Source organism: Nonomuraea sp. NPDC049152 (assembly GCF_040648355.1).
Lineage (GTDB): Bacteria > Actinomycetota > Actinomycetes > Streptosporangiales > Streptosporangiaceae > Nonomuraea.
Map to the genome: position 1 here is coordinate 1 of NZ_JBEZDO010000057.1, position 23,483 is coordinate 23,483.

Annotated in this window: 23 protein-coding genes; 16 read left to right on the top strand and 7 right to left on the bottom strand. The window is 69.2% G+C overall.

What is annotated here, in order from left to right; translation table 11 throughout:
- Positions 1–319 precede the first annotated feature (319 nt).
- Positions 320–970 (top strand): TnsA-like heteromeric transposase endonuclease subunit, encoded by a 651-nt coding sequence (locus AB0B45_RS49575; RefSeq protein WP_358145741.1) that lies wholly within the window; start codon positions 320–322, stop codon positions 968–970.
- 200 nt (positions 971–1,170) lie between these two features.
- On the opposite strand, the gene AB0B45_RS49580 is transcribed toward AB0B45_RS49575, so the two are convergent.
- The gene (locus AB0B45_RS49580) at positions 1,171–1,410 is read right to left on the bottom strand and encodes a hypothetical protein (RefSeq protein ID WP_358145743.1); all 240 of its coding nucleotides are present in this window, start codon (positions 1,408–1,410) and stop codon (positions 1,171–1,173) included.
- 366 nt (positions 1,411–1,776) lie between these two features.
- On the opposite strand from AB0B45_RS49580, the gene AB0B45_RS49585 reads away from it, so the two are divergent.
- The 10 genes from AB0B45_RS49585 (at position 1,777) to AB0B45_RS49630 (ending at position 12,511) form a co-directional block, all read left to right on the top strand.
- Entirely contained in the window at positions 1,777–3,297 is a 1,521-nt protein-coding gene (locus AB0B45_RS49585) for an ABC transporter ATP-binding protein (RefSeq protein WP_358145745.1), read from the top strand.
- The gene (locus tag AB0B45_RS49590) at positions 3,294–5,048 is read left to right on the top strand and encodes an ABC transporter ATP-binding protein (protein WP_358145746.1); all 1,755 of its coding nucleotides are present in this window, start codon (positions 3,294–3,296) and stop codon (positions 5,046–5,048) included. Before AB0B45_RS49585 ends, AB0B45_RS49590 begins: the two co-directional genes overlap by 4 nt.
- A gap of 106 nt (positions 5,049–5,154) precedes the next feature.
- Positions 5,155–5,424 (top strand): hypothetical protein, encoded by a 270-nt coding sequence (locus AB0B45_RS49595; RefSeq protein WP_358145748.1) that lies wholly within the window; start codon positions 5,155–5,157, stop codon positions 5,422–5,424.
- 446 nt (positions 5,425–5,870) lie between these two features.
- Complete coding sequence (locus AB0B45_RS49600) at positions 5,871–7,631, top strand: LamG domain-containing protein (protein ID WP_358145749.1); 1,761 nt, start codon at positions 5,871–5,873, stop codon at positions 7,629–7,631.
- A gap of 38 nt (positions 7,632–7,669) precedes the next feature.
- Positions 7,670–8,206, top strand: a complete 537-nt coding sequence (locus AB0B45_RS49605) for a DinB family protein (RefSeq protein WP_352366368.1) — start codon at positions 7,670–7,672, stop codon at positions 8,204–8,206.
- 30 nt (positions 8,207–8,236) lie between these two features.
- Positions 8,237–8,578, top strand: coding sequence for a DUF72 domain-containing protein (locus AB0B45_RS49610; protein WP_358145786.1), 342 nt, complete (start codon positions 8,237–8,239; stop codon positions 8,576–8,578).
- Between the two features lie 199 nt (positions 8,579–8,777).
- Positions 8,778–9,125, top strand: a complete 348-nt coding sequence (locus tag AB0B45_RS49615; protein ID WP_358145751.1) for a hypothetical protein — start codon at positions 8,778–8,780, stop codon at positions 9,123–9,125.
- A gap of 3 nt (positions 9,126–9,128) precedes the next feature.
- Complete coding sequence (locus AB0B45_RS49620; RefSeq protein ID WP_358145753.1) at positions 9,129–10,262, top strand: Tn3 family transposase; 1,134 nt, start codon at positions 9,129–9,131, stop codon at positions 10,260–10,262.
- Positions 10,193–10,360: a hypothetical protein gene (locus tag AB0B45_RS49625; RefSeq protein ID WP_358145755.1), complete on the top strand. Its 168-nt coding sequence runs from the start codon at positions 10,193–10,195 to the stop codon at positions 10,358–10,360. The genes AB0B45_RS49620 and AB0B45_RS49625 overlap by 70 nt, the downstream gene beginning before the upstream one ends.
- A 54-nt stretch (positions 10,361–10,414) precedes the next feature.
- The gene (locus AB0B45_RS49630; RefSeq protein ID WP_358145757.1) at positions 10,415–12,511 is read left to right on the top strand and encodes a hypothetical protein; all 2,097 of its coding nucleotides are present in this window, start codon (positions 10,415–10,417) and stop codon (positions 12,509–12,511) included.
- Between the two features lie 11 nt (positions 12,512–12,522).
- Here the strand turns inward: AB0B45_RS49630 and AB0B45_RS49635 are convergent, their stop codons facing one another.
- Genes AB0B45_RS49635 through AB0B45_RS49645 form a run of 3 tightly spaced genes read right to left on the bottom strand, consistent with a single transcriptional unit; the run spans position 12,523 to position 14,725 of the window.
- Positions 12,523–13,137, bottom strand: a complete 615-nt coding sequence (locus tag AB0B45_RS49635) for a hypothetical protein (RefSeq protein WP_358145759.1) — start codon at positions 13,135–13,137, stop codon at positions 12,523–12,525.
- Positions 13,134–13,445 carry a hypothetical protein gene (locus AB0B45_RS49640; protein WP_346151577.1) on the bottom strand — a complete coding sequence of 104 codons (312 nt, stop codon included), beginning with the start codon at positions 13,443–13,445 and terminating at the stop codon, positions 13,134–13,136. The genes AB0B45_RS49635 and AB0B45_RS49640 overlap by 4 nt, the downstream gene beginning before the upstream one ends.
- 8 nt (positions 13,446–13,453) lie before the next feature.
- On the bottom strand, positions 13,454–14,725 hold the full coding sequence (locus tag AB0B45_RS49645; protein ID WP_358145761.1) for a CHAT domain-containing protein: 1,272 nt from the start codon (positions 14,723–14,725) through the stop codon (positions 13,454–13,456).
- Positions 14,726–14,982: 257 nt separating this feature from the next.
- Between AB0B45_RS49645 and AB0B45_RS49650 the strand changes: the two genes are divergently transcribed.
- Positions 14,983–15,453 carry a hypothetical protein gene (locus AB0B45_RS49650; RefSeq protein WP_358145763.1) on the top strand — a complete coding sequence of 157 codons (471 nt, stop codon included), beginning with the start codon at positions 14,983–14,985 and terminating at the stop codon, positions 15,451–15,453.
- A gap of 442 nt (positions 15,454–15,895) precedes the next feature.
- Here the strand turns inward: AB0B45_RS49650 and AB0B45_RS49655 are convergent, their stop codons facing one another.
- Both AB0B45_RS49655 and AB0B45_RS49660 read right to left on the bottom strand, forming a co-directional pair.
- Positions 15,896–16,768, bottom strand: coding sequence for a hypothetical protein (locus AB0B45_RS49655; RefSeq protein ID WP_358145765.1), 873 nt, complete (start codon positions 16,766–16,768; stop codon positions 15,896–15,898).
- Positions 16,768–17,313: an RNA polymerase sigma factor gene (locus tag AB0B45_RS49660; protein ID WP_358145767.1), complete on the bottom strand. Its 546-nt coding sequence runs from the start codon at positions 17,311–17,313 to the stop codon at positions 16,768–16,770. The genes AB0B45_RS49655 and AB0B45_RS49660 overlap by 1 nt, the downstream gene beginning before the upstream one ends.
- 517 nt (positions 17,314–17,830) lie before the next feature.
- Here AB0B45_RS49660 and AB0B45_RS49665 point away from each other — a divergent pair.
- The 3 genes from AB0B45_RS49665 to AB0B45_RS49675 are packed head-to-tail and all read left to right on the top strand — an operon-like array spanning position 17,831 to position 20,788.
- Positions 17,831–18,667 (top strand): DUF4158 domain-containing protein, encoded by an 837-nt coding sequence (locus AB0B45_RS49665; RefSeq protein ID WP_358145768.1) that lies wholly within the window; start codon positions 17,831–17,833, stop codon positions 18,665–18,667.
- On the top strand, positions 18,658–19,515 hold the full coding sequence (locus AB0B45_RS49670; protein WP_358145770.1) for an MFS transporter: 858 nt from the start codon (positions 18,658–18,660) through the stop codon (positions 19,513–19,515). The genes AB0B45_RS49665 and AB0B45_RS49670 overlap by 10 nt, the downstream gene beginning before the upstream one ends.
- The gene (locus tag AB0B45_RS49675) at positions 19,460–20,788 is read left to right on the top strand and encodes an IS630 family transposase (RefSeq protein ID WP_358145772.1); all 1,329 of its coding nucleotides are present in this window, start codon (positions 19,460–19,462) and stop codon (positions 20,786–20,788) included. Before AB0B45_RS49670 ends, AB0B45_RS49675 begins: the two co-directional genes overlap by 56 nt.
- Positions 20,789–21,630: 842 nt before the next feature.
- Here the strand turns inward: AB0B45_RS49675 and AB0B45_RS49680 are convergent.
- Complete coding sequence (locus AB0B45_RS49680; RefSeq protein ID WP_262037378.1) at positions 21,631–21,936, bottom strand: DUF1330 domain-containing protein; 306 nt, start codon at positions 21,934–21,936, stop codon at positions 21,631–21,633.
- A gap of 188 nt (positions 21,937–22,124) precedes the next feature.
- Here AB0B45_RS49680 and AB0B45_RS49685 point away from each other — a divergent pair, with 188 nt between their 5' ends.
- Positions 22,125–23,027 carry a LysR family transcriptional regulator gene (locus tag AB0B45_RS49685; protein WP_358145775.1) on the top strand — a complete coding sequence of 301 codons (903 nt, stop codon included), beginning with the start codon at positions 22,125–22,127 and terminating at the stop codon, positions 23,025–23,027.
- Positions 23,028–23,483 lie beyond the last annotated feature (456 nt).

A 23,483-nucleotide genomic window follows, 5' to 3' on the forward strand; every position in this document is an offset into this window, starting at 1 on the left:
GCTACCTCGCCGGCCTCCATCTGCGCGCCTCAATGATCTGGGTCAAGCACCTCACCCGGACCACCACTTGATCACGACTCGATACGCGCCCTAGTTGGCGTGCGCGGAGCGGATGTCTCATGCAGTTGGCGTGGATTGGCGAAAGTCTCAGACATCTGGCGCCTCTGGCAACTACAGTGCGTCCTCGTATGGCTGCAATGCGTACGATACGTGGCGGTGGTCTACCTAGACGGCGTTATCGGCGACTCGCGTCGAGCGAGCGGGGTTTCATCTGACCTACCTGGATAATGCAGGGGTCGAGCAGCATGCGCCGCTGGCTGTGGGCTGGAATGTTCGGTTTGAGCGGGCACCAGCGGTACGGTCGTTTCCGTCTTTCCGCGGGCAGAAGAACTTCCCAGGCTGGTGGTGGTCGGCCACGACTGGCGACCACGTTGGCTACGAGTCGTGGGTCGAGCGCGATGTGCTGATGGTGATGGACTTCGACCAGGACATCGTCGCCTTCGCCTCCCAGCCTTTTTGGCTCACCTGGGCCGCCGACGATCGCGTGCGACGACATGCACCGGACTACTTCGCCCGGATGCGTGACGGCCAAGGCCTGGTCGTGGATGTCCGACCTGACGACCGGGTCGATCCGGCGACGACTGAGGCATTCGCGGCGATGGGGCGCGCCTGCGAGGAGGTGGGCTGGAAGTTCCACCGGACGGGCGGCCCTGACCCGGTGCTGCGATCGAACCTTCGCTGGCTGGCGGGCTATCGCCACCAGCGCTGCTATCAGGAAGAGCTCGCCCAAGAACTGCTCCACGTCTTCAGCGCCCCGACCGCGCTGCTGCGCGGCGCTCAGCAGGTTGGAGACCAGCTGATGACGCTACCGGTGCTCTATCACCTGCTCTGGACCGGGCATCTGACCACAGACCTCGATTCTTTGGTTCTCGGCCCGGCCGCCATCGTTCGCGCACCGGACCTGCGATGAGTACGGCACGAACGCCGAGGCCACCGGGGCTGCATCTCGGTGACCGAGTCATCCTTGAGAAGACGATGCATACCGTGGTCGGCTTGGCCGACACCTTGGTACGGCTCGCCGCCGAGAACGGCGGCACCACCGCGGTGCACCTGCCGCACTTGCTGGCCGACCCTTCCTTTGAGCTCCTGGGCGGCCCTGCTGGGCCCCGCTTACCAGCACTCGCAGATGATCTTCACGATCGACGTGTCGGTGTGCAGGCTCAGGCAGTACGAGGCGATGATCTCGGTCTGGTAGTGGTAGTTGCCCTGGGTCGGCGCGCCCGCGTCCTCGGCCGGCCGCCGAAAGAGGTCTAGCTCGAGCTGACCGCTCAGGTCGACGCCTGCGGAAAGCCCGTACTTCTGCCCGGCTCCTGAAGCACCGTCACCCGCCACGACAAGCGTCCATTCCACCTTCCTTGCAACCGGTAAGCGCAAACTCACGAACAGCGAACCCGATCACGAAGCGGCACGCAGTAGCCCATCGGGCAAAAGACGACTTGTTGTACAGCGTCACACTGGACACAACAGCAATAGGCCACGCTCGCGGTTTCTCTGTTGTGAGATCTTGCTTCGACAACAGGAATGATCAACGAGAGCCGCGAGCACCCTCAAGACCGGCTGCGTGCCTACTACCGCGAGCGGGGCTTCGCGCACCGTGGCGACGTCGCCGTCACGGGCGCACCCGGGCAGCGCGGCAAGGGGGCTGGGTCAGTCGCTACGAACAGCCGCTCCAGGGTGGGCAAAGAGGCATTAAAGCCATGCTCTAGCGTGATCACCATGAAGGCGGCTCGGTATCTGTGCTGGCTGGCCTGGGCGCAGAAGGGCCGGGTCGCGCTGGGCGCGACGCTGGGAACCCTCTGGATGGTGGGCCTGACGCTCCCGCCGTACCTGCTGTCCAGGGCGATCGACGACAACCTGGCGCCCGGCTGGGTGCTGGCGCTGCTCGGCGCGGGCCTGGTCAACGCCTGGCTGGCGATGTTGCGGCACCGCACGATGACCAAGATCCGGATGGACGCCAACTTCCGCACCGTGCGCGCCCTGGTCGAGCAGATCAACAAGCTGGGCGCCGACCTGCCCAAGCGTGTTTCGACGGGCGAGGTGGTGACGATCGGCATCGGCGACGTCATCGCCATCGCCGCCTCGTTGACGGTGACCGGCCCCGGCGTGGGCGCAGTGATCAGCTACGGCGTGGTGGCGGTGCTGCTGCTGCAGGTCTCCGCGGTGCTGGCCGTGGTGGTGCTGCTGGGCGTGCCGCTGCTGGCGATCCTGCTCGGCCCGCTGCTCGGGCGGCTGATGAAGGTGCAGAACGGCTACCGCGAGAACCAGGGCAGGCTGACCACCCGCCTGGTCGACCTGATCGAGGGGCTGCGGGTGCTCAACGCCTTAGGCGGCAAGGGCACCTACGCCGAGAGGTACCGCACCGACTCGGCGAACCTGCGCGAGCAGGGCTACCGGGTGGCGTCGCTGACGAGCTGGGTCGGCGCGCTGGGCGCCGGATTACCCGCCCTGTTCCTGGCCGCCATCACCTGGCTGGGCGCCCGGCTGGCCGCCGAGAGGGCGATCACGGTGGGCGAGCTGGTCGGGGTATACGGGTACATCGCCGTGCTGGTGGTGCCGGTCTCCTTCTTCATCGAGGGCAGCTTCCAGATCAGCCACGGCCTGGTCGCCGCCCGCCACGTCACCCGCTTCCTCGCGCTGCGCGCCGAGGAGCGGCCCCGACCCGCCGGGCCGGAGGTCGCGCCGGGGAGCCTGGTGGGGCTGGTCAGCGCCCGGCCCGAGGAAAGCGTGGCGCTGCTCGAAGGGCTGGGCGGGTTCGACGGCACCTGTCTGATCGCCGACCACGACGCCGCCCTGTTCGCGGGCACGCTGCGCGAGGTCCTCCAGGGCCGGGGCGAGGCGGACGACGAGGCCATCCACCGGGCCGTGCACGTCGCCGCGGCGCAGGACGTGGTCGCAGGGCTGCGCCACGGGCTCGACTCGATGATCGAACCCGGCGGCCGCAACCTGTCGGGCGGCCAGCGTCAGCGCGTGCGCCTGGCCCGGGCGCTGCTGGCCGAGCCCGAAGTGCTGCTGGCCGTGGAGCCCACCTCCGCGCTGGACGCGCACACCGAGTCCCTCCTCGCGGGGCGGCTCCGTACGGCACGCGCCGGACGTACGACGGTCGTGGCCACCACCTCGCCGCTGCTGCTCGCCCAGGCCGATCAGGTGTTGTTCATCGAGGACGGGCGGGTGGCCGCCTCCGGCACCCACCGCGAGCTGATGGAGTCCACCCCCGCCTACCGATCGGTGCTCGCATGAACCGCGACCTGCCCATCGCCGACCGCCAGCAGGTACGGCGGGCCGCCCTACGCCTGGTCAGGCGCGACGTGCCGGGCTTTATCGCGACGCTGCTGCTCAACAGCCTCGCGGCGGCCGCAGCGCTGGTCAGCCCGTGGTTGCTGGGCCGCATCATCGACGCCATCAGCGCCGGAGGCACGGTCGACCTGCTCGCCGCGATCGCCGTGGGCGCGGCGCTGGCCCAGCTGGTCCTGTCCAGGTACGCCGAGAAGATCGGCACCGGCTTCAGCGAGCGTGTCCAGGAACACATCCGCGCCGAACTCCTGGACCGCGTGCTGGCCCTGCCCGCCGCCACGGTCGAGCACATCCGCACCGGCGACCTGACCGCCCGCGGAACCACCGACGTGGCCGTCGTCGGCCGCACCCTGCGCGACGCCGCCCCCGCGATCCTCGTCTCGAGTCTGCAGGCGCTCTTCCTGATAGTCGCCGTCTTCCTGGTCGACCCGGTCCTGGGCGCCTGCGGCCTGATCGCGCTGGCCGGCATCGTGGCAGCCTCCCGCTGGTACCTTCGCCGCGCCCGCCCCGCCTACCTGGAGGAAGGCGCCGCCCGCTCGGAGCTGGCCGAGCACCTGGCCGCCAACGCCGCGGGCGCCCGCACCATCGAGGCCCTGGGCCTGCAGGTCAAGCGCACGCGGGCGGCGGAACGGGTGATCGAGCGCAGCCGGGCCGCCCAGCTGCGGACCCTCTTCCTGCGCAGCGTGCTCTGGCCCTCGGTGGAGGTCTCCTCACTCCTGCCGCCCGTGCTGGTGCTGCTGCTCGGCGGGGTGCTCCTGGACCGCGGCCAGGTCACGCTGGGCGCGGTCGTCACTTGCGTGCTCTACCTGCGCCAGCTCGGCCAGCCGATCGAGACGATCCTGATCTGGCTGGAGCAGCTGCAGAGCAGCGGCGCCTCCTTCGCCAGGATCGAGGGCCTGGCGACACCGGCGCGGCAGGAGGTCGCCGCCGCGGCGCCGCAGGGCGACCGCATCGAGGCGTGCGGCGTGCACTTCGCCTACGAAGGCGGCGACGACGTGGTGACCGGCGTCGATCTGACCGTACGACCCGGCGAGCGCCTGGCCGTCGTCGGCCCCTCGGGAGCCGGCAAGTCCACCCTGGGCAAGCTGCTGGCCGGCATCGACCGCCCCCGCCTGGGCACGGTCACCGTCGGTTCGGTGCCCGTCGCCGACCTCTCCCCCGCCCAACTCCGCGAGCACCTCGTCCTGGTCACCCAGGAACAGCACCTGTTCCTCGGCACCGTCCGCGACAACCTGCTGCTGGCAGACCCGACGGCCGGCGACGACCGCCTGGGCAAGGCGCTGGCGGCGGTCGGCGCCGACTGGATCGCCTCGCTCGACGACGAGCTGGGGTCCCAGTCGTCCGGCGCCGCCCTCGGCCCGGACCGGGTCCAGCAGCTCGCCCTGGCCAGGGTCATCCTGGCCGACCCGCACACGGTCATCCTGGACGAGGCCACCGCCATGCTCGACCCCCGTACGGCCAGGCGCGCCGAACGCTCGCTCGCCGCCGTCCTGGAGGGGCGGACCGTCATCGCGATCGCCCACCGCCTGCACACGGCCCGCGACGCCGACCGGGTGGTGGTCATGGACAACGGCCGGGTGGTGGAGGTCGGAGCCCACGACGAGCTGGTCGCGGCGGGCGGGGTCTACGAGGCGCTGTGGAGGTCGTGGCAGGGCTCGCGGAGTGTCGGCGCCGAACACGATTCTCCGCAGCGCTGACTGGTGAAGCCGGGAGACGACGGTCAGACCTCGGCCGGCGGCAAGGTCGAGCCCGGCGAGGCGCTCGGCGACGCCCTCGTCCGGGAGACGCGCGACCGGCATCAGCGTGGCGGTCGGCTGGTTGCTGTACGTGTGCGACCATCTGCCCGGTTGCGGCACCCACGTCATCCACATGACCTTCGAGGCCGCCCGGGTCGGCGGCGAGGTGGGCGCGGTCGCCGAGGGCGCCGACACCACGCCGATCCGCGGTGTGCGGTTCGTGCTGCTGGCCGCCCTGCCGGAGGTCGGCTTCTCGCCCCGGTTCGTCGAGCTGGCTCGGGCAGGATGGCCCGGCGCCGGCTCCTACATGGGCCCCAAGTCCGTCATCGGTTTGTGACCGGGCGGGCGCGCTAACCGACTTCGCATGAGCCGGGCGATCAGTTCGTGAGCCGCCCCGCCAGGAGAAGGAAAGGTGCCTCCGGCGGGGCGTGATCTCATGCTGGCACACCCCCGGCGCGCTCTGCCGTCACCGGCGGCGATTCCCAGCCTCGGCCTGCCCTTCGGATGGAGAGGTGATCATTTCTCCGTCGACCCGCCGCCCGCAGGCTGCCTGCGGGCGGCGGCCAGGTCGGTGCCAAAGATCCTCGATCTGGGCGCGTGATTCGGTGCCGATCTGGGCCACGGGACCCCTTTCGGGGAAGAGTGTGATTCTGCTGAGGTGTGCCGCTGCGAAGCCGTGCGTGATCAGGCGACGATTGGCGGCGGTGGTGGTTGTCCTGGCGGCCGCATCCACGGTGACCGCAGGCCACGCTGGGCGAGGAAAGCGGCGGGACGTGGCGGTTGATGGACAAGAGCGCCACCACCTACCTGTTCGACAACGCCGGCCGGTTGACCAAGGTGACCGACCAGCGGGGCCGCAGCCAGGACCTCACCTACGGCGGCGGCGGCCGGTCGATCACCTTCGGCTGGACCGGCAATCACGTCACCAACGTCTCCAGCGACCCGGTCGACGGCACCGCGCTGACGTGGACCTACACCTACGATGGTGACCGGCTCACCAGCGTGTGCGCGCCGGTGGCGGCGCCGAACTGCACCAGTTACGGCTACGGCAGCGGCTCGCAGTACCGCAGCAGCGTGCTCAACTCCGACCCGTTCGGATATTGGCGGCTCGGGGAGACGACCGGCACCGCGGCCACAGACCTGGGCACCGGCGCCGGAAATGCGACCTACCAGGCGGTGACGCTCGGCGAGCCGGGCGCGCTGACCGGCACTCCGGACACCTCCACCGGCTTCAAGGCCGGGGCCGCGGTCAAGTTGCCGGCCAACGCGGTCCCGCACGTGGCCGACCAGATGTCGGTGGAGGCGTGGTTCAAGACCAGCGCCTCCGGCGTGATCCTGGCATCGGGCACCACCGAGTCCAGCGGGGTGGCGGTCGGGCCGATGCTGTACGTCGGCACCGACGGCAAGCTGCGCGGCTCGCTGGGCACCGTCACCACCCCGATCACCAGCACCGCCGCGGTGAACGACGACGCCTGGCACCACGTGGTGCTCACGGTGGCCGGCCAGAACCAGACCCTTTTCCTGGACGGCCAGCAGGCCGGCACCACGACCGGGCAGGTCACCACATGGCGGCAGTACGCCACCGTCGGTAACGGTGTGACCAATGCGGCCACCTCGCCGGCCGTCCCTGCTGGCACGCAGGCCTTCCCGCTGCAGGGCCAGGTCGACGAGTTCGCCCTCTACGGCAAGCCGCTCACGCCTGCCGAGATCGCCGGCCACTACGCCGCCCGTAACGCGGTGCCGCACAAGCTGTCCACGGTGACGTTGCCGTCCGGGCGGGTGTGGGCGGCCAACACCTACGACGAGCGCACCGATCGGCTGGCCACCCACACCGACAGCGACGGCGGCCTGTGGAAGATCGGCGACATCTCGACCGAGCAGCAGTCCGGCGAGGCGCTCGTGGTGGTGACCGACCCGAGTAACGAGAAGCTGCAGTACCTGTATGACGCCTGGCGCGGCTACCGCGTCCGCGGGGAGACCGACCAGCTGAACTTCACCACCTGGTACGAGTACGACCAGGCCGGCTACCTGACCAAGGTCATCGACCGCAACGACATCTTCCAGGACAAGCGCGGCAACACCATCGCCCGCAAGTACTGCCGCGCCCCGGGCGAGTGCGCGGTCGAGTTCTGGTCCTACTACCTGAACGCGGGCGACCCGTTCGACCCGCGCAACGACCGGCTGCTGACGCACCGCGACGGCCGCTCCGGCGGCGATGACGACCCCACGTATGCGACCACGTCGGAGTACAACAGCTTCGGCGAGCAGATCAAGCAGATCACCCCGGCCACCGCGGACTTCCCCTCCGGCCGTTCGACCACTTTCACCTACACCGACGGCAGTGAACCGGCGATCGGTGGCGGCACCACGCCCGCCGGCTTGGTGAAGACGAAGACCGCTCCGAACGCGGCCACTTGGAGCTACGCCTACACGGCGTCCTGCTCCCGAAGGCGTCCCCAGCCCCAAAGTAGCGATGAGCTAGATCACGATTACTGCTCGTGGGCGTGTATCTCCGACATCACCGATGCGACATCCCCGGCATAGCGCTCCATGATCCGGACTATAGGGTGCATCGGGTGGACATGACCGATCCCGCCACCCGGGACATTCTCCTGACCTTCGAACACGCGCGATCCCGGCTGTTCGGGCGCCTTGAGGGCCTGACCGACGCCGAGTACCACTGGGAGCCGGTCAGCGACTGCGTCGGACTGCGCCCCGGCGACGACGGCGTCTTCCGCGTCGACGCGGTCTTTCCGGAGTCGAGCCCGGATGCACCGGACCCCGTCACCACGATCGCCTGGCGTATCTGGCACATCGGCAACCTCTGCCTGCGCGGCTATGTGATCTACTTCTTCGACGACGCCCCCGAGTTCGGCGACCGCGACGCGTGGCCGGGCACCGCGAAGGAGGGCCTCCAGGCGCTCGCCGAGGACTGGGAGCACTTCACCTCCCGCCTCGCAGCCCTCGACGACGAGCGCCTGCTGGCGCCGATCGGCATGGGCCCCGCCGACAGCACCTACACCTACCTGAAGCTCGCGCTGCACGCCCTGGTCGAGGTCTCGCATCACGGCGGCGAGATCGGCCTGCTGCGCGACCTGTACATACGCCAAGGCGTCTGACACGGCCTCATCGGGGCAGTGCACACCGCCATGGGCAGGGTTCTGGTGGGAACGGCGTCGTGGACGGATCGGTCGTTGCTGGAGTCTGGCTGGTATCCACCGACGGCCACCACGCCAGAAGAGCGCCTCGACCACTACGCGGCGAACTTCCCGCTGGTCGAGGTCGACGCCACCTGCTACCACCCGCCCGCGCTGCGAACCGCCGAGCTGTGGCGCGACCGCATACCAGGAACGGGGCGCCTCCATCGCCGCGCTCGCCCGCGCCCACGGCGTCAGCCGCGCCGCCATACGGACCGCCCTCGCCGATCTCCTTCCCAACCAGCCAGACCCGGCCACCTACCCGTAAAACCACGAGCAGTAATCGTGATCTAGCTCATCGCTACTTTGGGGCTGGGGACGCCTTCGGGAGCAGGACGCCTCTCAAGCTGGCTTCCATCCCCGCGAGCCACTCTAACCACGATTACGCAGAGCTACTTTGCCCCTGGTGACGGCGACCCGAGTGCCGGGCCACAATCGCCGATGCGGCGCTGGCCGAGCCGGACGGCACGGTGCGGCAGGTGGTGTTTCGGCGGTGCGCGGCGGCGAGGAGACGCTGCGCGAGCTGGTCAAGGAGTTCAAGACCAAGGGGCCGATCTACCGGCGTACGGTACAGACCACGTTGAAGGCCTCCTACACCGGCCACTACCGGCGCGGCCTGATCGAGCTGGTGGAGGTGCTGGAGTTCGCCTCGACCAACAGCGTGCACCGGCCGGTGATCGAGGCCCTGGAGTTGGTGCGGCGCTACGCAAAGGCGGGCAACATCACCTACTACCCCCTCGGCGAGGTCGTCCCGGCCCATCGCGGCACCCAGGGCGACTGGTCGGATCTGATCTTCCGGGAGGACACGCGTGGCCGGGGCCGGGTGGCGCGGATGGTGTAGGAGGTGGCCACCTTCCAGGCGCTGCCGGATCAGCTGCGGTGCAAGGAGATCTGGGTGGCCGGAGCGGGCCGCTGGCGCAACCCGGATGAGGACCTGCCGGCCGACTTCGAGTCCCGCCGCGCCGAGCACTACGCCGAGCTGCGCAAGCCGCGCGACCCGCAGGCGTTCTGCGACGCGCTACGCCAGGAGGTGAGCGACGCGCTGGCTGAGCTCGATGCGCGCCTGCCTGGCCTGCAGTGGCTGCAGATCGCCGAGCGCAAGAGCGGCGCGATCAAGCTGTCGCCGATCGAGGCCGCGCCCGAGCCGCGCGACCTGCGCCGGATCAAGAACGAGGTCGCCCGCCGGTGGAGCGCGGTCCCGCTGATCGACGTCCTCAAAGAGGCGATCTTGCGGACCGGCTGTCTGGAGAAGGTGGCCGCGCTGACCGGCGGCGGCCACCTGGACGGGCAGGTGCTGGCCGAGCGGCTGATGCTGCTGATCTATGCCTACGGCACCAACTGCGGGATCCGGTCGGTCACCTCCGGCGCGCACCCGCATACCGAGGAGGAACTGCGCTACGTACGGCGCCGCTACCTCAACGCCGAGGTGGCGCGGATGGTCGCCATCGAGATCGTCAACGCCACCTTCGCCGCCCGCGACGCCGGCCTGTGGGGCGTCGGGTCAACGGCGGTCGCCTCCGACTCCACCCACTTCCGGGCCTGGGATCAGAACCTGTTCACCGAGTGGCACTCGCGTTACGGCGGCCGCGGCGTGCTGGTCTACTGGCATGTCGAGCGCGGCTCGGTGGTGGTGCACTCCCAGACGCTAGCCTCCGCCTCGGAGGGCGCGGCGATGGTGGAGGGCGCCATCCGGCACGGCACCACTATGAAGGTCGAGGGCAACTACGTCGACTCCCACGGCCAGTCCGAGATCGGGTTCGGCATCACCCGGCTACTCAACGTCGAGCTGCTGCCGCGCATCAAACAAATCAACCACGCGCGGCTGTACCAGGCCGAGCCGGGCGACACCGCCCGCTACAGCCGACTGGCGTCGGCGCTGAAACCGCCCTGGTCTACGTCAACACGCTCATGCTGCAGGACGTTCTGGCCGAACCGCAGTGGGCGGCCCTGCTCACCCCGGCCGACCGGCGCGGCCTGACCCCGCTGTTCTGGCAGCACGTGCGCCCCTACGGCGAGGTACGGCTGAACATGACGGCTCGGCTGCCGATCGCCGGGTCCACTGGAGTGCCACGCTGACGGCGAGCCGCCGGAATATCTGACCCGAGAGCCATCGCCTGGCACTCTGAGGACATGTCTCTCGAAGAGGACGCTGTCCGGGCGGTCGAGCGAGCATCGGACATCCTGCACGGGATGCCTGACCCGGCGGAAATCGACCAGGCCGTGGCCCTGCTGCGGGAAGCACGTTCGGTCCTTCCCGACGGGCATCCCGAGCGGGCGAAGTGCCTGGGCAACCTCGCGGCGGCCCTGCAGCTGCGCTACAGCCGGACGGGTGACGTAGACGATCTGGACGAGGCCGTTGACACGGGCCGGCTGGTCGTGGCCAAGGAACCCGATCCCCTGGATCTGTCCAACCTGTGTAACGCGTTGCGGCTGCGCTACGCCCGGCTGGGCGATCCGGAGGATCTCGACGCGGCGGTGGACGCCGGGCGGCGGGCGGGGAGCATCGTCGAGCCCGACGACCCCGTGCTCGGGGGCTGCCTGAGCAATCTGAGCGGCGCCCTTCTGGCCAGGTACGGAAGATTTCATGATCCCGCCGATCTGGAGGAGGCCGCCGAGATCGGCCGACGGGCGGTGGAGGTCACCGAGCCCGGCGATCCGGAACTCGCCCAGCGCCTGTCGGACCTGGGCGGAGTGTCGCAGCAGCGCTACCTCCTGACGCTGAAGACTCCCTATCTGGAGGAGGCGGTGAACGCCGGGCGCCGGGCGCTGGACCTGATCCAGCTGGGGCATCCCGCGCTCGGCATGTACCTGTCGAACCTCGCCGGCAGCCTGCAGCTGCGGTTCGCCCAGGACGGCGACAGGGCGGACCTGGACGAGGCGCTGGATCACGCGAGGCGGGCGGTGGCCGTCACCGGGGCGGACCACCCCGACCTCGGCCTTTATCTGACCGGTCTCTGCGGGCTGGCGCAGTTCCTGTTCTGGCACACCGGTGCGGCGGTGGACCTGGACGAGGCAGTGGAGACAGGACGACGGTCCGTGCTCGTCACCGCCCACGACCATCCCGATCGGGCAAGACGGTTGTCCAATCTGGCCGGAGCCCTGCACTTCCGGTTCCGCGCCTCAGGGATGCTGAGCGACCTCGACGAGGCGCTGACCGCCGTACGGTCGGCGGTCGCGCTCACGCCCGCCGACGATCCCGAGCTGGCCAGGCGGGTGAGCCTCCTCGGTACGCTGCTGCTCGCCCGTTTCATCCTGGCCGGGTCGCTGGAAGATCTGAACGGGGCCGTCGAGGCAGGCAGGCGGGCGGCGGTTTCGCCGCTGCTGAACGACCTCACCAGGGCCGGTTACCTGTCCACGCTCACCCAGGCGCTGGTGATCCGGTTCCACAACACCGGGCAGGTGGCCGACCTGGACGAGGCCGCGGAGCACGGTGCCCGCGCGGTGGCAGCGGTCTCCGTCAGTGACCCCGCCAGGTGCTGGTATCTGTCCAACCTGAGCAACATCCTGCGGGCACGGCACGCGGCCACGGGGGCGCCGGACGACCTCGACGAGGCGTTACGGCTGGCCAGGGAGGCGGCCTCCGGTGACGACACCTACCGCGGCGCGTACCTCGTCATCCTGTGCCAGGCACTGCAGTTACGGTACGACAGGACCGGGCTGGCCGCCGATCTGGACGAGGCCGTAGCGGCGGGGCGAGAGGCGCTGTCCCTGACCGCTCAAGGTGTCCCCGACCGGGCCACCTACCTGTACCAGGTCGCCACTCTTCTGCTCGATCGGCAGGGGCCCGGCGACCTGGAGGAGGCGGCGGAGATGTGCCGCGAGGCCGCCGGGATGGCGGCGGCACCGCCGTCCGCGCGAGTGCAGGCGGCGCAGGGGTGGGGCATCGCGGCGGCGCTCGCGGGAGCCTGGGCGACGGCGGCGGAAGGATTCGCCACAGCGGTGGAGCTGCTGCCCCGCGCCGTATGGCGCGGCCTGCAGCGGATGGACGGCGAGCATCACCTGAGGCAGTTCGCGGGCCTCGGCAATGACGCGGCCGCGGCCGCGCTTCTCGCCGGCCGGGTGGAGCAGGCGGGAGAGCTGCTGGAACAGGCGAGAGGCGTGTTGTGGGCACAGCGCCTGGACACCTGGACGGACCTGGCCGCGCTCAGCGAGGCCGCACCTGAGATCGCCGCCAGGCTGGAGGCGATCCGCGCCGAGCTGGACGCCCCCGCTCCCGCAGGAGGGTGAGGCGGCCAGGATCAGCCGGTCGGGCACGTCTCTACCGCGCGGATTCCGGTCGCCGTGGCCAGTTCGACGTCCGTCTCTCCGCCGGCGGTCTTCAGCGTCAGCGTGCCTCGCGCCATGCGTACGATCGAGCCGCACACGTCCCCGTCGGGCGTCGTCACCTGGAGCCTCGGCGCGTCCTTCGCGGGGCCGTACCAGGTCACTCCCACCGCGGCGACGAGCAGCGCCGTGCACAGGAGAGTCAGCACGATGCCCCGGTCGAGGGCACGCCGCGCCCGCATGGCCTCGTCGTGATCGTCCCCGGCCTTCAGCTTCCGCCGCTCGACGGCGGCGGGCCGGCCGTGCGCCGCCCAGAGCAGCATAAACGCGCCGACCGCGCCGGCCAGAAGCGCCGCCAGCAGCAGGCCGCCGACCACGACGTCCCATGGCGGGGCCAGCCTGCTCACGTCGGACCTGCCCTTGATCAGGCTGAAGCCGAGCAGACCGGCGAGCAGTCCCGCCAGGCCGTTACGCCAGGCGGTCGCGGCGGCCCGGACCCGCGGCAACTCGTCGCGGAGCAGGCGCTGGACGGCCTGTGCGGTCCGATGGCCGGAGACGGTGGGCTTGCCGCCCGGCGACAGGCGGATCACGACTCGGAGATCTTCAGGTTCCAGTACGCCCCGCAGCCCACGTTGCCGTCCGGCCGGTCGGGGTGGTCGGCGCCGCACGTGCACAACATCGTCTCTTCTGTGGTCTCCGGCTCACCGCCGGAGCGGTCGAGGCGGACGCGCCGGCGTACGACCTGTTCGGTGATCCTGTAGTCCATCACGTGACGGCAGCGCGGGCAGGCTCCGCGCAGGAGGATCGTGTGCGGGTCGGGCTGCTCCACCTGGAAGGTCCTGGCGACCTCCTCGGCGAAGGCCAGCCGGGTGACCTCTTCGTACGGGGTCTCGGTCAATGGTCCTCCTATGGCCCGGTGTGGGTGAAGGGTGTCCAGACGCTCGGTGTGCCGAGGTAGCGGTCGCGCAGGGCGCGGGTCGCCCTGTGCAGGGCGTACGCACTGCGCTCTGCCCGCATCCTGCCGTCCGCCGCCAGGTCTTGATAGACCGTCTGGAACAGGTCGCTGGTTCCGGTGGTGTCGTAGACGGACCACAGTGTGCCGATGACGTGGCGGAAGCCGGTGTAGTGCAGCGCGGCGGCGAGCGTGATCGCCTCGTCCAGGAGATCAACCCCGCCCGTCGCGGTCTTGCAGGCCGACAGGCCGGCGAACTCGGCGTGGTACTGCCCGGTGCTGATGTCCGTGATGGTCAGCATGTCGTCGTGGAGCACGAGCCCGCCCTGGGAGGGATCGGCGAGGTTCTGGTCGCCGTGACAGCTGAAGTGCACCCAGCGGTGGCCGGGCAGCTCGCGCCTGACCCTCGCCCTGCTGGCCTCCTCCCCCTGCAGCAGGGTGGCGGGGAACAGCCTCGTCAGCAGGTCGACCTCATCCGCGACACCCGCCAGGTGGCGCTCGCCAGGTGTGTCGGCCAGCGCGACGATCAAGAAGCGGTCGTCTCCGGCGGCGGGACCGAGCGGCTCGCGAGCCTTCAGCAGGGCGCGCAGAGTCGGCGTGTACGAGGACACGACCCTGTCCATGACCGTCGCCCTCTGCTCGTGGCGGCCTGCGGCGTGCAGCGGCAGCAGGGTCAGCGGCCCGGTCGGGCACCACCACAGCCGGGGCCACGGCCCATCGGGAGTGCCGTGGAAGCCCAGCTCGGACAGCACGGGCTCGGCGATCGTGTCCCAAAGCCACGCCAGCAACTCGGTGAGCATCGTCTCGGTGGCGGCTCGCGCCTCGTCGAGTGCGCGTTGCGCCCGGTAGGCGGTCTGCCTGTCGGCCATCGTGCCGGTGGCCCTGACCCGGCGCCTGGCCGTCTCGTACGTGTCGGCCGTCGTCTCGGCCTCGGCCAGCGCCCCCAGATAGCGGTTGGCCTGATCCGCCGCATCCTGCACGGTCAGACCGGTCAACGGCCGCACCGTGACGCCCTCCGGCCGGACGAGGAGCGCGTCACACCGCCACTCGCTGACATTGACGATCACGACCGGTCCGCCGCCCGCGGCGGGAAGCATTCTCTCCATGCTGGGCGGCCTGAGGAAGTCCACGAAGCCATCCAGCTCGCGCACCCGCTCGACGAGGTCGTCCCACTCCCGCGCGAGCGCCATCCTCCGGTCCACCAGCTGCGAAACGTCCTCCGGCATGCCCTCGCGCATTGTTCGGCGAACCTCTATTCCGCAGGAACAACGGTCATCGCCAGATAATAGGCATCCGGGTCCACTTCGACGAGCCTGGCCGGAAAATTCTCATTGTCGCGGACGGTCGACTACCGAGCCACGAGCGACCGGCAGGCACGGGCAGGAGAGGAATAATACGCTATGAGAGGCTTTGTCTCTTCCTGAGTGCTGCAATCAACTGACTAATCCACTGAAAGGGTGTGGCGAACGCCCATGAAATTTAAGTGGCTGGTCCCAATGTCCTCGAGGACGCCGGCCCCGCCGCGGACCCCGCGGACGGGAAGACCGTGCCGGAACCACTGACCGGCCGGGTGGAGGAAGCGGTCGCCGCCGAGCGCGCCGCGCGCACCCTCGCCGCCGGCCGCCGGGCCTGCCGCTACTGCGGCGGCGCCCTGCCACCGGGCAAGCGCGCCGACGCGCTGGACTGCAGCCCCGATCACCGCACCCGCTACCACCGCGAGCGCGTCGCGGCCGAGATCGCCGCCGCCCGCGACAGCGGCCCGGTGCGCCTGGAACAGGCCCAGGCCGTGCTCGGGCCGCTGGCCGACCAGATCGCCGCCGCGGCGGCCGACCCCGACCGGGTCCAACCTCACGTCCGCAGGTACACAGTCACACCACCCGCTCCTGACCGTTCCGCTGCCGCCTACTGTCTTTACAGCTGCCGATCCACTGTCATGCGCCTGCCGGATCACTGAAATTCTCGCTACCGGCGACAGTAAGGGAGCTCATGCATGGCGCTTCCGGGCCGATGAGCGTGTTTCATAAGTGAGGGCCTATGAAACAGCTCCTCCGGAAGCTGCCGTCCAGGGCGTTCGCTGTTTCATAGGTCGGTGCAAACAACATGCTTTCTGGAACGGTCTCATGAAACACTTCCGGGGTGTGAACGACGACGACTTCCGGCGCGTGGAAGCTCATGACTGTCCGATGACCTCCTGCGCCGCTCCGGCCGGCTCACCCTGCCGGACCGGCAAGGGCAAGGTGGCCGGGCAGTACCGGGGTCGTGGTCATATTCCGACGAGACTTCTCGATAAGCGCTGAGCCGCAGGTCGGCTGAGTGTTGGGCCCGACGCTCGGGTCGGAACCACCGAAGGAAAGGTGGAGCCGTTCTGGCACGTCACGGGCGGCGCCTGCCCATCCTCACGGAGCGGGCTTCACCAGCAGCTGGATGAACCGTTCGCTCTCCAGCGGGTGCTGGCGCGCGTCCACGACCACCATGTTCTCGCCCTGCCCGCCTGGCAGGACCACGAACGTCGAGTCCAGGCCGCGGCGATCGAGTTCCTTGCGCACCTCCTCCAGCGGCTTGCCTTTAACCGGGTAACCCTCCAGGAGGCCGCCCTTCCCGGTCACCGAGCGGGAGCCGGCGAACTCCTTGACCAGCTTCTCGCTGCGGTCGTCGGCGACCAGCTCGCACGGCGCGACGGGATCCTTCATGAGGATCGTGCTGGTGCTGCTGCTGCCGCCGGACAGCGGGGTGATCGTCCAGACGAAGGTTTCACCCGGGCGGAACAACGTGGTGTCGACCCGCATCTGCCAGCCCCGGTCGTCGCCCGGTATGTTCTGGGGCGCGTAGTAGAGGCCCTTGGGCACGTCCTCGACGTATTCGGCGCGCGGCTCCTTGCACTTCTTGCCCTCGGGCGCGTAGTCCACGATCGCGGGGACGCCCAGCTCTTTGAGCTGCCTGCTCAGTCCGGTGGCGTCCTTGAAGTTGGTCACCCTGACCCACACCACCCCGTCCGCCTGCTTGGTGATGGCCCAGGAGGCCGAGGTGTAGGTGCCGCTGTCGTCCAGAACGCTCGGCACGGCCACCGCCGCCACGGCGAGCGCCACGGCGAGCGCCAGTCCCAGCGCGAACCGGGGCCGCTGCAACCAGCGCCGCGTGGCTTTCTCGGCGGGCGCGTGCGCGGTGATCTCCGCCAGCAGCGCCCGCGCCCCCGCGCCGGACGGGTCCCCGCCGTGCTCGCCCGGCTTCACCCTGGCCAGGGTTTTCGTCATTGTCTCGATCTCGTCCATCACAGCGACCCTTCCGTAGATACCAGCCGGTCCGTCCGCACTCCTGCCTCGGTCAGCGCCCGCGCGAACCGTTTGCGCGCGCGATGCAGCCGCACCCGAACGGCGTTGCGCGTCAGGCCCAACACCGCGGCGACCTCCTCCCGGTCCAGGCCCTCCCAGGCGACCAGGGCCAGCACCTCCCGATCGTCGTCGGGCAGCGTGGTGAACACCCGCGCCACCGCCTCGGCCTCGACCCCGCTCTCCGGCGCGGCGGCATAGAGGTCGGTCATCTCCCCGTCGAGCTCGACGGTCCTGGCCCGGCGCCGGTTGTCGGTGCGGTAGTGGTTGGCCAGCACCTTCCTAGCCACGCCGTACAACCAGAGCAGGGCCGGCTCTCCGCGCGGCAGCTTGTCCACCTTGCGCCAGGCGATGGCGAACGTCTCGGCGACCACGTCGGCCGCGTCCTGCGGCGCGATGCAGCGGCGTATCGCATATGCGGTGATCTGGCCATACGTCTGCCGGTAAACGGCCTCGAATCTGGCCAGCCGTTCCTCATTCACGGGCATCCTTTGTCAGGCGAAAATACGGACATCACTTTCTATGTACGGCAAGGCCTGGGCATTACCGGTCCCGCGAAACTTTGATGAGCAAAGCCAGATGCCTGCCCGCGAGCAGCAGGGGCGTCTCGCTCTGGGACACCGGGGCGGACTCGTGCGCGTGCTGCTGACGGGCCTTGGCCAGGGCCAGCACGCGCGGGTCGTAGAGCGGGAACCACCGAAGGAAAAGTGGAGCCGTTCGCGCTGGAGGGTTGCGCGGGGTTTCGGTCTGGGCAGGGCCGGATGAGTCCGGCGCTCGGCGGGCGGGTCATCTCACCGGCCCCCGTTGCAGCAGGTCGCGGCGGGTGAGTGCTGCTCTGTGGGCTTTCTGTCAAGCTGGCCTGGGACTCCTGGTTACGCTCAGCTACCTTTCCTTCGGTGGTTCCGACCCGAGCGGCGGGCCTGTTGGGGGTGCAGCAGGTCGAGTCAGTCTCGATTTCGACATACCGGCGAGTAGTAACGGGATGTTCTCGTACGGTTACGATTCGTGCAGCATGAGTATCTATCCGACGAGCAGGTGAGCCGGTACGGCCGGTTTGTGGCGGATCCGACGCCCGAGGAACTGGAGCGGTTCTTCTTCCTGGATGAGGCCGCGCTGGCGCAGGCGCGGATGCGGCGGGGTGTGGAGAATCGGCTCGGCTGGTCGTTGCAGTGGGGGACGGTGCGGATGCTCGGCACGTTCCTGACCGACACCGGGCCCGCCGAGGTGCCGGAGGTGGTGATCCGCTACCTGGCCGAGCAACTGGGGATCGAGGATTGGACGGTCGTCAAGCGTTACGGCGACCGCTGGCAGACCCCCTACGATCACGCGGCGCAGATCCGGAAGCTGCTGGGATACCGGGAGTTCAGCGAGGCCGAGGCCGAGGTGATGGTGTTCACCGCCTCGCGGGTGGCCAAGACGCGCGATTCCAAGCGGGAGCTGTTCGACCGGGCGGTGCTGTGGCTGATTGAGAACCGGGTGCTGCTGCCGGGCATCACGACGGTGTCGCGGCTGGTGACCGAGGTACGGCGGGAGGGGCTGGCCGCGATCAACAGGGCGCTGGTGGAGGTGGCGCCGCCTCACATGCGCGGGGAGTTGGTGGCCACACTCACGGTGCCTGAGGGCAAGAAGGTGTCGGTGCTGGAGTGGATGCGCACCGCGGTGACCAAGCTGTCGGGCACGGGCATGGGCGAGGCCTTCGACCGGGCGGCGTATGTGCTGGGGCTAGGCACCGGGGAGGTGGACTGCAGCGCGGTGGCGCCGGTGAAGATGGCCGAGCTGGCCAGGTTCGGCACCACCGCGAAGGCCTTCCGGATCAGGCAGCTTCAAGAATCGTGGTGCTGAGCACTCGGCTGCCGGTCATCTTGTTGACCTTGTTGGGCGGCGCGGCGGGGGACCGCTTCTCCCGCCGCACGATCATGCTGATCGCCGACCTGACCCGGTTCGCGGCCCATGGTGCGACGGCGGCCTTGCTTCTGACCGGCGCGGCGCAGGTTTGGATGCTGGTGGCTCTGCAGCTCCTCGCCGGCGTCGGATCGGCTTTCTTCAACCCGGCCGCCGTAGGGCTCGTTGCCTCGCTGGCTGGTAAGGAGGGCCTGCAGGCAGCCAACTCTCTGATCTCGATCTCTCGGAGCACGGCGTCGATCTTGGCACTGGGGGCCGCGGGAGCATTGGTGGCTTTGGTCGGGCCGGGGTGGGCGATCCTGGCCGACGCGCTGACCTTCCTGGTGAGCGCGGTCTTCCTCTACCGGCTTCCGCGGGCGGTTGCCGCGGAACGGCCCGTCTCGACCGGCGGGCTGCTGGCGAGCATCGGCGACGGGCTCTCGGAGGTCGGTCGGCGCACATGGCTCTGGGTCTGGACCGTCCACCTCGCCGTGACGAACGCGCTCGTAGTCTCCCCGATTCTGGTGCTCGGCCCGTACATCGCCGACCAGCACCTCGGCGGAGCCCCGGCGTGGTCGGCGATCGGCATCGCGTACGCCGCCGGAGGCTTGGCCGGAGGCGTCATTAGCGCACACTGGCGGCCCGTCCGCCCCATGGTCGCCGCACTCTTGGCGTTCCTGCTGATGGCACCGCTGCCGGCCTTGCTAGTGTGCTTCACCTTTAATGCGCTTCATAAGTTGCTACAGTGTTGCGATGGCGCGTTCTGGCCCTCAGGCGGTTCAGATCATCCTGTCCGATCGCGAGCGTGATCAGCTCACGCAGTTGGCGGCGGGTTCCTCGAAGCTGGCCTGGCGGGCGCGGTTGGTGCTGGCCTGCGCGGAGCCGGGCAGCAGCAACGCGGGGGTGGCTGCCGCGATGGGTGCGACGCCGGATACGGTGCGCAAGTGGCGGAGTCGGTTCGCGGACTCGCGGCTGGCGGGGCTCGCCGATGAGGCGAGGTCGGGCCGGCCCAAGGCCGAATTGACACTCGATGATGACGAGCGTGCCGCGTTGACACGCTGGGCGCGGCGGGCCAGCAGCGCCCAGGCGTTGGCGCTGCGGTCGAAGATCGTGCTGGCCTGCGCCGACGGTGCGAGTAACGCCGAAGTGGCCGCCCGGTTGGGGGTGGGCGCGCACATGGTGGCCAAGTGGCGGCGGCGCTTCACCGAGTTGCGGCTGGACGGGCTGATCGATGAGCCGCGGCCGGGCCGTCCCCCGACGATCACCGATGACCAGGTCGAGCAGGTCGTGGTCGATACCTTGGAGTCGACGCCGGCCGGCGCGACGCACTGGTCACGCGCCTCGATGGCCAAGCGGTCGGGGCTGTCGCCTTCGACGGTGGGGCGTATCTGGAAGGCGTTCCGGCTCAAGCCACATCGGGCCGAGACGTTCAAGCTGTCGAAGGATCCGCTGTTCATCGAGAAGGTCCACGATGTCGTCGGGTTGTATCTGAATCCGCCCGAGCATGCCGTGGTGTTGTGCGCGGATGAGAAGTCCCAGGTCCAAGCCCTGGATCGGTCGCAGCCGGTGCTGCCGATGATGCCTGGCATGCCTGAGCGGCGCACCCATGACTATGTGCGTTACGGCACCAGCAGCCTGTTCGCGGCCTTCGACATCGCCGACGGGAAGGTGATCGCCTCGATGCAGCGGCGGCACCGGTCGGTGGAATGGCTGAAGTTCCTCAAGAAGATCGACCGCGAGGTGCCGTCCCACCTGGACGTGCACATCGTGTGTGACAACTACGGCACTCACAAGACCCCGGCCGTCCAGGCGTGGCTGAGCAGCCGTCCCCGTTTTCACATGCATTTCACGCCGACCAGCGCCTCCTGGCTGAATCAGGTGGAACGCTGGTTCGCTCTGATCACTGACAGGCTTATCCGGCGGGGCGTCCATACGAGCGTCACCGCGCTGGAGAAGGACATTTTGGCGTGGGTGGACATCTGGAACGCCGATCCCAGGCCGTTCGTCTGGACCAAGACAGCCGAAGAGATCCTCACATCCCTGGAATTACTTCTGCGCCGCATTAAAGGCGAGGAACACTAGCGCTGCCAGCCGCCGTCTGGCAGCTGACCATCGCGGCCATCGCGGCCGGCGGGCAACTGGTGGTCCACAACGTCATCCAGACCACGGCGATCCAGCGACACGTTCCCGAAGAATTCGTCGCCCGGGCGACCTCTGTCAGCATGCTCGGCGCCCTCGTGGCCGCTCCCCTCGGCATGGGGCTGGCCGGACCCGCCGCCGCCCTCTTCGGTACTCGCCCCGTCCTGGCGGCCGCCGCTGCAACCGCTGTCCTCATGACTGCCGCCGCCCTGCTGGTGCCAGCGGTATGGCGGATCCGTGATACCCCCTCTGAGGCGTCTGCGTTGCCGACGAGCCGGAACCATCGATGATCGCGCCGGAAGAGCGACCCGCGCACAGATGCCGTCGAGCAGCAGCTCGCTGACCTCTCATCTACCGGGGTCACGGCTCGCGACACGCCGCTGCGGAGCAGACACCAATATTCTTTCGCGTTACTTTCTGTGAGCGAAATGGCGATGGCCAAACCATCTGGCAGCTTCAAGATCATTTCGGTTAAGAGCTGGTGGAGCGCAACGGCCGCCTGCTGGCCTACACCGCCCCCTGGTTCACCGGCAGCGCCTCCGACCCGCTGCCGCCGCGCGGTTCGCTTCGGGCGAGGGTGAGTTTCGTCGACGAGGTCAGCGAGACAGTCCAGCTGCCCCGGACGTCGCGTCGCTTCTTCGATCCGCCCGACAGGGATCAGGCCGTCGAGGACGTCGACGACGAACTGGGACGCGGGGCATGGCTTCGAACTCGTCTCGTGAGTCGTCGTTCAGCACCGTGTGCGTATCAGGTGACGGATGCTCAGCGATGGCTGGGCCCGCCGGTCAGTCGATGCCTTCGATGATGCGGAAGTCGCGCTCGACGCCGTCGGGGAGGGCCACCAGCGCCTTCTGGTATGCCTCGCTCTCGTATGCCGCGACGGCCTGTTCAAAGCTGTCGAACTCGATCAGAACGACGCGTTGCGTGATTCCGGCCTCGTGGGCGACGACTCGACCGCCACGGGACGGGATCCGGGACAGGGTGCGCCCGCCCCCAGCCTGGACAGCCGGACCGGCCAGCTTGTCGTAGGCAGTCAGCCTCTCAGGGTCGGAAATGGCGGGGTAGACACTGACCCAGTAGCCCTTAGCCATGGAAACCTCCTGTGTTCGGCCGGACACGTCCGACTTCGAATTGACACTCAGATCGATCGATCCCGGCGACGGGTACTGCGGTCAGTTGAATCCTCATATGCGCAGGTTAGGGCTTGATGTGCGGTCGAGGGAAAGACCGGTACGGGATAGACTCAGAACGGATCGTTATCAATCGGCAGGGAGGGCACGTGGCGCCGGATACGGTGAGCCTGCGGTACTTCCTGGTGCTGGCGCAGGAGTTGAACTTCACCCGCGCGGCCGCACGGATCGGTATCGCACAGCCCGCACTCAGCGCCCGGATGCGCCGATTGGAGGCGGAACTCGGTACGGCCCTGCTGGTCCGCAACACGCGTAGCGTCGTATTGACCACGGCCGGTGCGGCTTTGGCGGAGTCCGCGCCGCCCGCGCTGGCGGCGCTGGACCGGGCATGGGACACCGCCCGGAGCGCGGCGGCCGGTGAACTGGGCACGCTGCGCATCGGATACAGCCTCAGCGCCGGGGCTGAGACGGCACCGGCCCTGGTGGACAGGCTGATTCGCGGCAACAGCGGACTCGAGGTCGGCGCGGTCCCGATGGCGACACCGGAGATCTCCCCCGCGGTCGCCGACGGCCGCATCGATGCCGGGATCACCCGCGGTGAACAGCCGGGCCATGGCGTGCGCCGGTTCCTGCTGCGGCGTGCGCGCGTCGGGGTCCAGCTGGCGCAGCATCATCCGCTGGCCGAACACCCGGAGATCGAGATCGCCGACGCGGCCGCGTATCCGCTGCGACTCCCGGACCGTGCGGCCAACCCCGTGATCCACGATCAGCTGTCCGCACTGTTCCGAGACACCCGACCACACCCTCGATTCCACACGCCCGCAGTCTCTTTCGACATGTCTCAGCGCGACCTGCGCGACGGGGTCACCCTCGCCCCGGCCGGAGAAGCCGCGGTCACGGCACAACCGGCCGGTCTCACCTGGCGACCGCTGCGGGGCGCGCCCAGCCTGACGATCCACCTGGTCCTCCCACGCGAGCAGTCGCCGCTACACCGCCGCATCCGTGCCGTCGCCAAAACCCTGGCGCACGAGCTGCACTGGCTGTCGGACTGACGCGCAAGAGGTCAAGCGAGACGGACGCCTGCGGTGGCGAGGCCGAAGACCTTGCGCCCGGCGGACTTCGCGGTGATGACGACGGCGGTCTTGCTGAATGTCCGACACGACCCCGCTACGCCGGCGGATCAGCATCCGATGATGGCCCCGGGTCCGGTCCGAGTCGTACACCGCGGCGACGTCCTCGCCCAGCCCGAGATCTCGGCGGATACCGCGCCTTCGCCGACGCCGAACCGGACAAGCACGGGTAACCGGCGGGAACGCCCGCCGTCAACGGCGTCCATGACGTTGGTCAATGCTTAACGCCAACCACTGTTCCATTGCTCCCCGAGGCCGGCGTAGGGGTTGTGCTCCCTGATCATGAGAAGCATTCGCACCGCTGAAGACTCCATCACGATCTCCGCTCGGGGGTCGGGGCCGGCTTCGTGCTTCTGATATTTATGCCGCGGCACTCGA

Bases quoted from the DNA above. Each gene is read 5' to 3' on its own strand.
- AB0B45_RS49585 (WP_358145745.1), top strand. From the start codon at position 1,777: ATGAAGGCGGCTCGGTATCTGTGCTGGCTGGCCTGGGCGCAGAAGGGC.
- AB0B45_RS49590 (WP_358145746.1), top strand. From the start codon at position 3,294: ATGAACCGCGACCTGCCCATCGCCGACCGCCAGCAGGTACGGCGGGCC.
- AB0B45_RS49600 (WP_358145749.1), top strand. From the start codon at position 5,871: ATGGACAAGAGCGCCACCACCTACCTGTTCGACAACGCCGGCCGGTTG.
- AB0B45_RS49605 (WP_352366368.1), top strand. From the start codon at position 7,670: ATGACCGATCCCGCCACCCGGGACATTCTCCTGACCTTCGAACACGCG.
- AB0B45_RS49610 (WP_358145786.1), top strand. From the start codon at position 8,237: ATGGGCAGGGTTCTGGTGGGAACGGCGTCGTGGACGGATCGGTCGTTG.
- AB0B45_RS49625 (WP_358145755.1), top strand. From the start codon at position 10,193: ATGCTGCAGGACGTTCTGGCCGAACCGCAGTGGGCGGCCCTGCTCACC.
- AB0B45_RS49630 (WP_358145757.1), top strand. From the start codon at position 10,415: ATGTCTCTCGAAGAGGACGCTGTCCGGGCGGTCGAGCGAGCATCGGAC.
- AB0B45_RS49645 (WP_358145761.1), bottom strand. From the start codon at position 14,725: ATGCCGGAGGACGTTTCGCAGCTGGTGGACCGGAGGATGGCGCTCGCG.
- AB0B45_RS49655 (WP_358145765.1), bottom strand. From the start codon at position 16,768: ATGGACGAGATCGAGACAATGACGAAAACCCTGGCCAGGGTGAAGCCG.
- AB0B45_RS49660 (WP_358145767.1), bottom strand. From the start codon at position 17,313: ATGCCCGTGAATGAGGAACGGCTGGCCAGATTCGAGGCCGTTTACCGG.
- AB0B45_RS49675 (WP_358145772.1), top strand. From the start codon at position 19,460: ATGGCGCGTTCTGGCCCTCAGGCGGTTCAGATCATCCTGTCCGATCGC.
- AB0B45_RS49680 (WP_262037378.1), bottom strand. From the start codon at position 21,936: ATGGCTAAGGGCTACTGGGTCAGTGTCTACCCCGCCATTTCCGACCCT.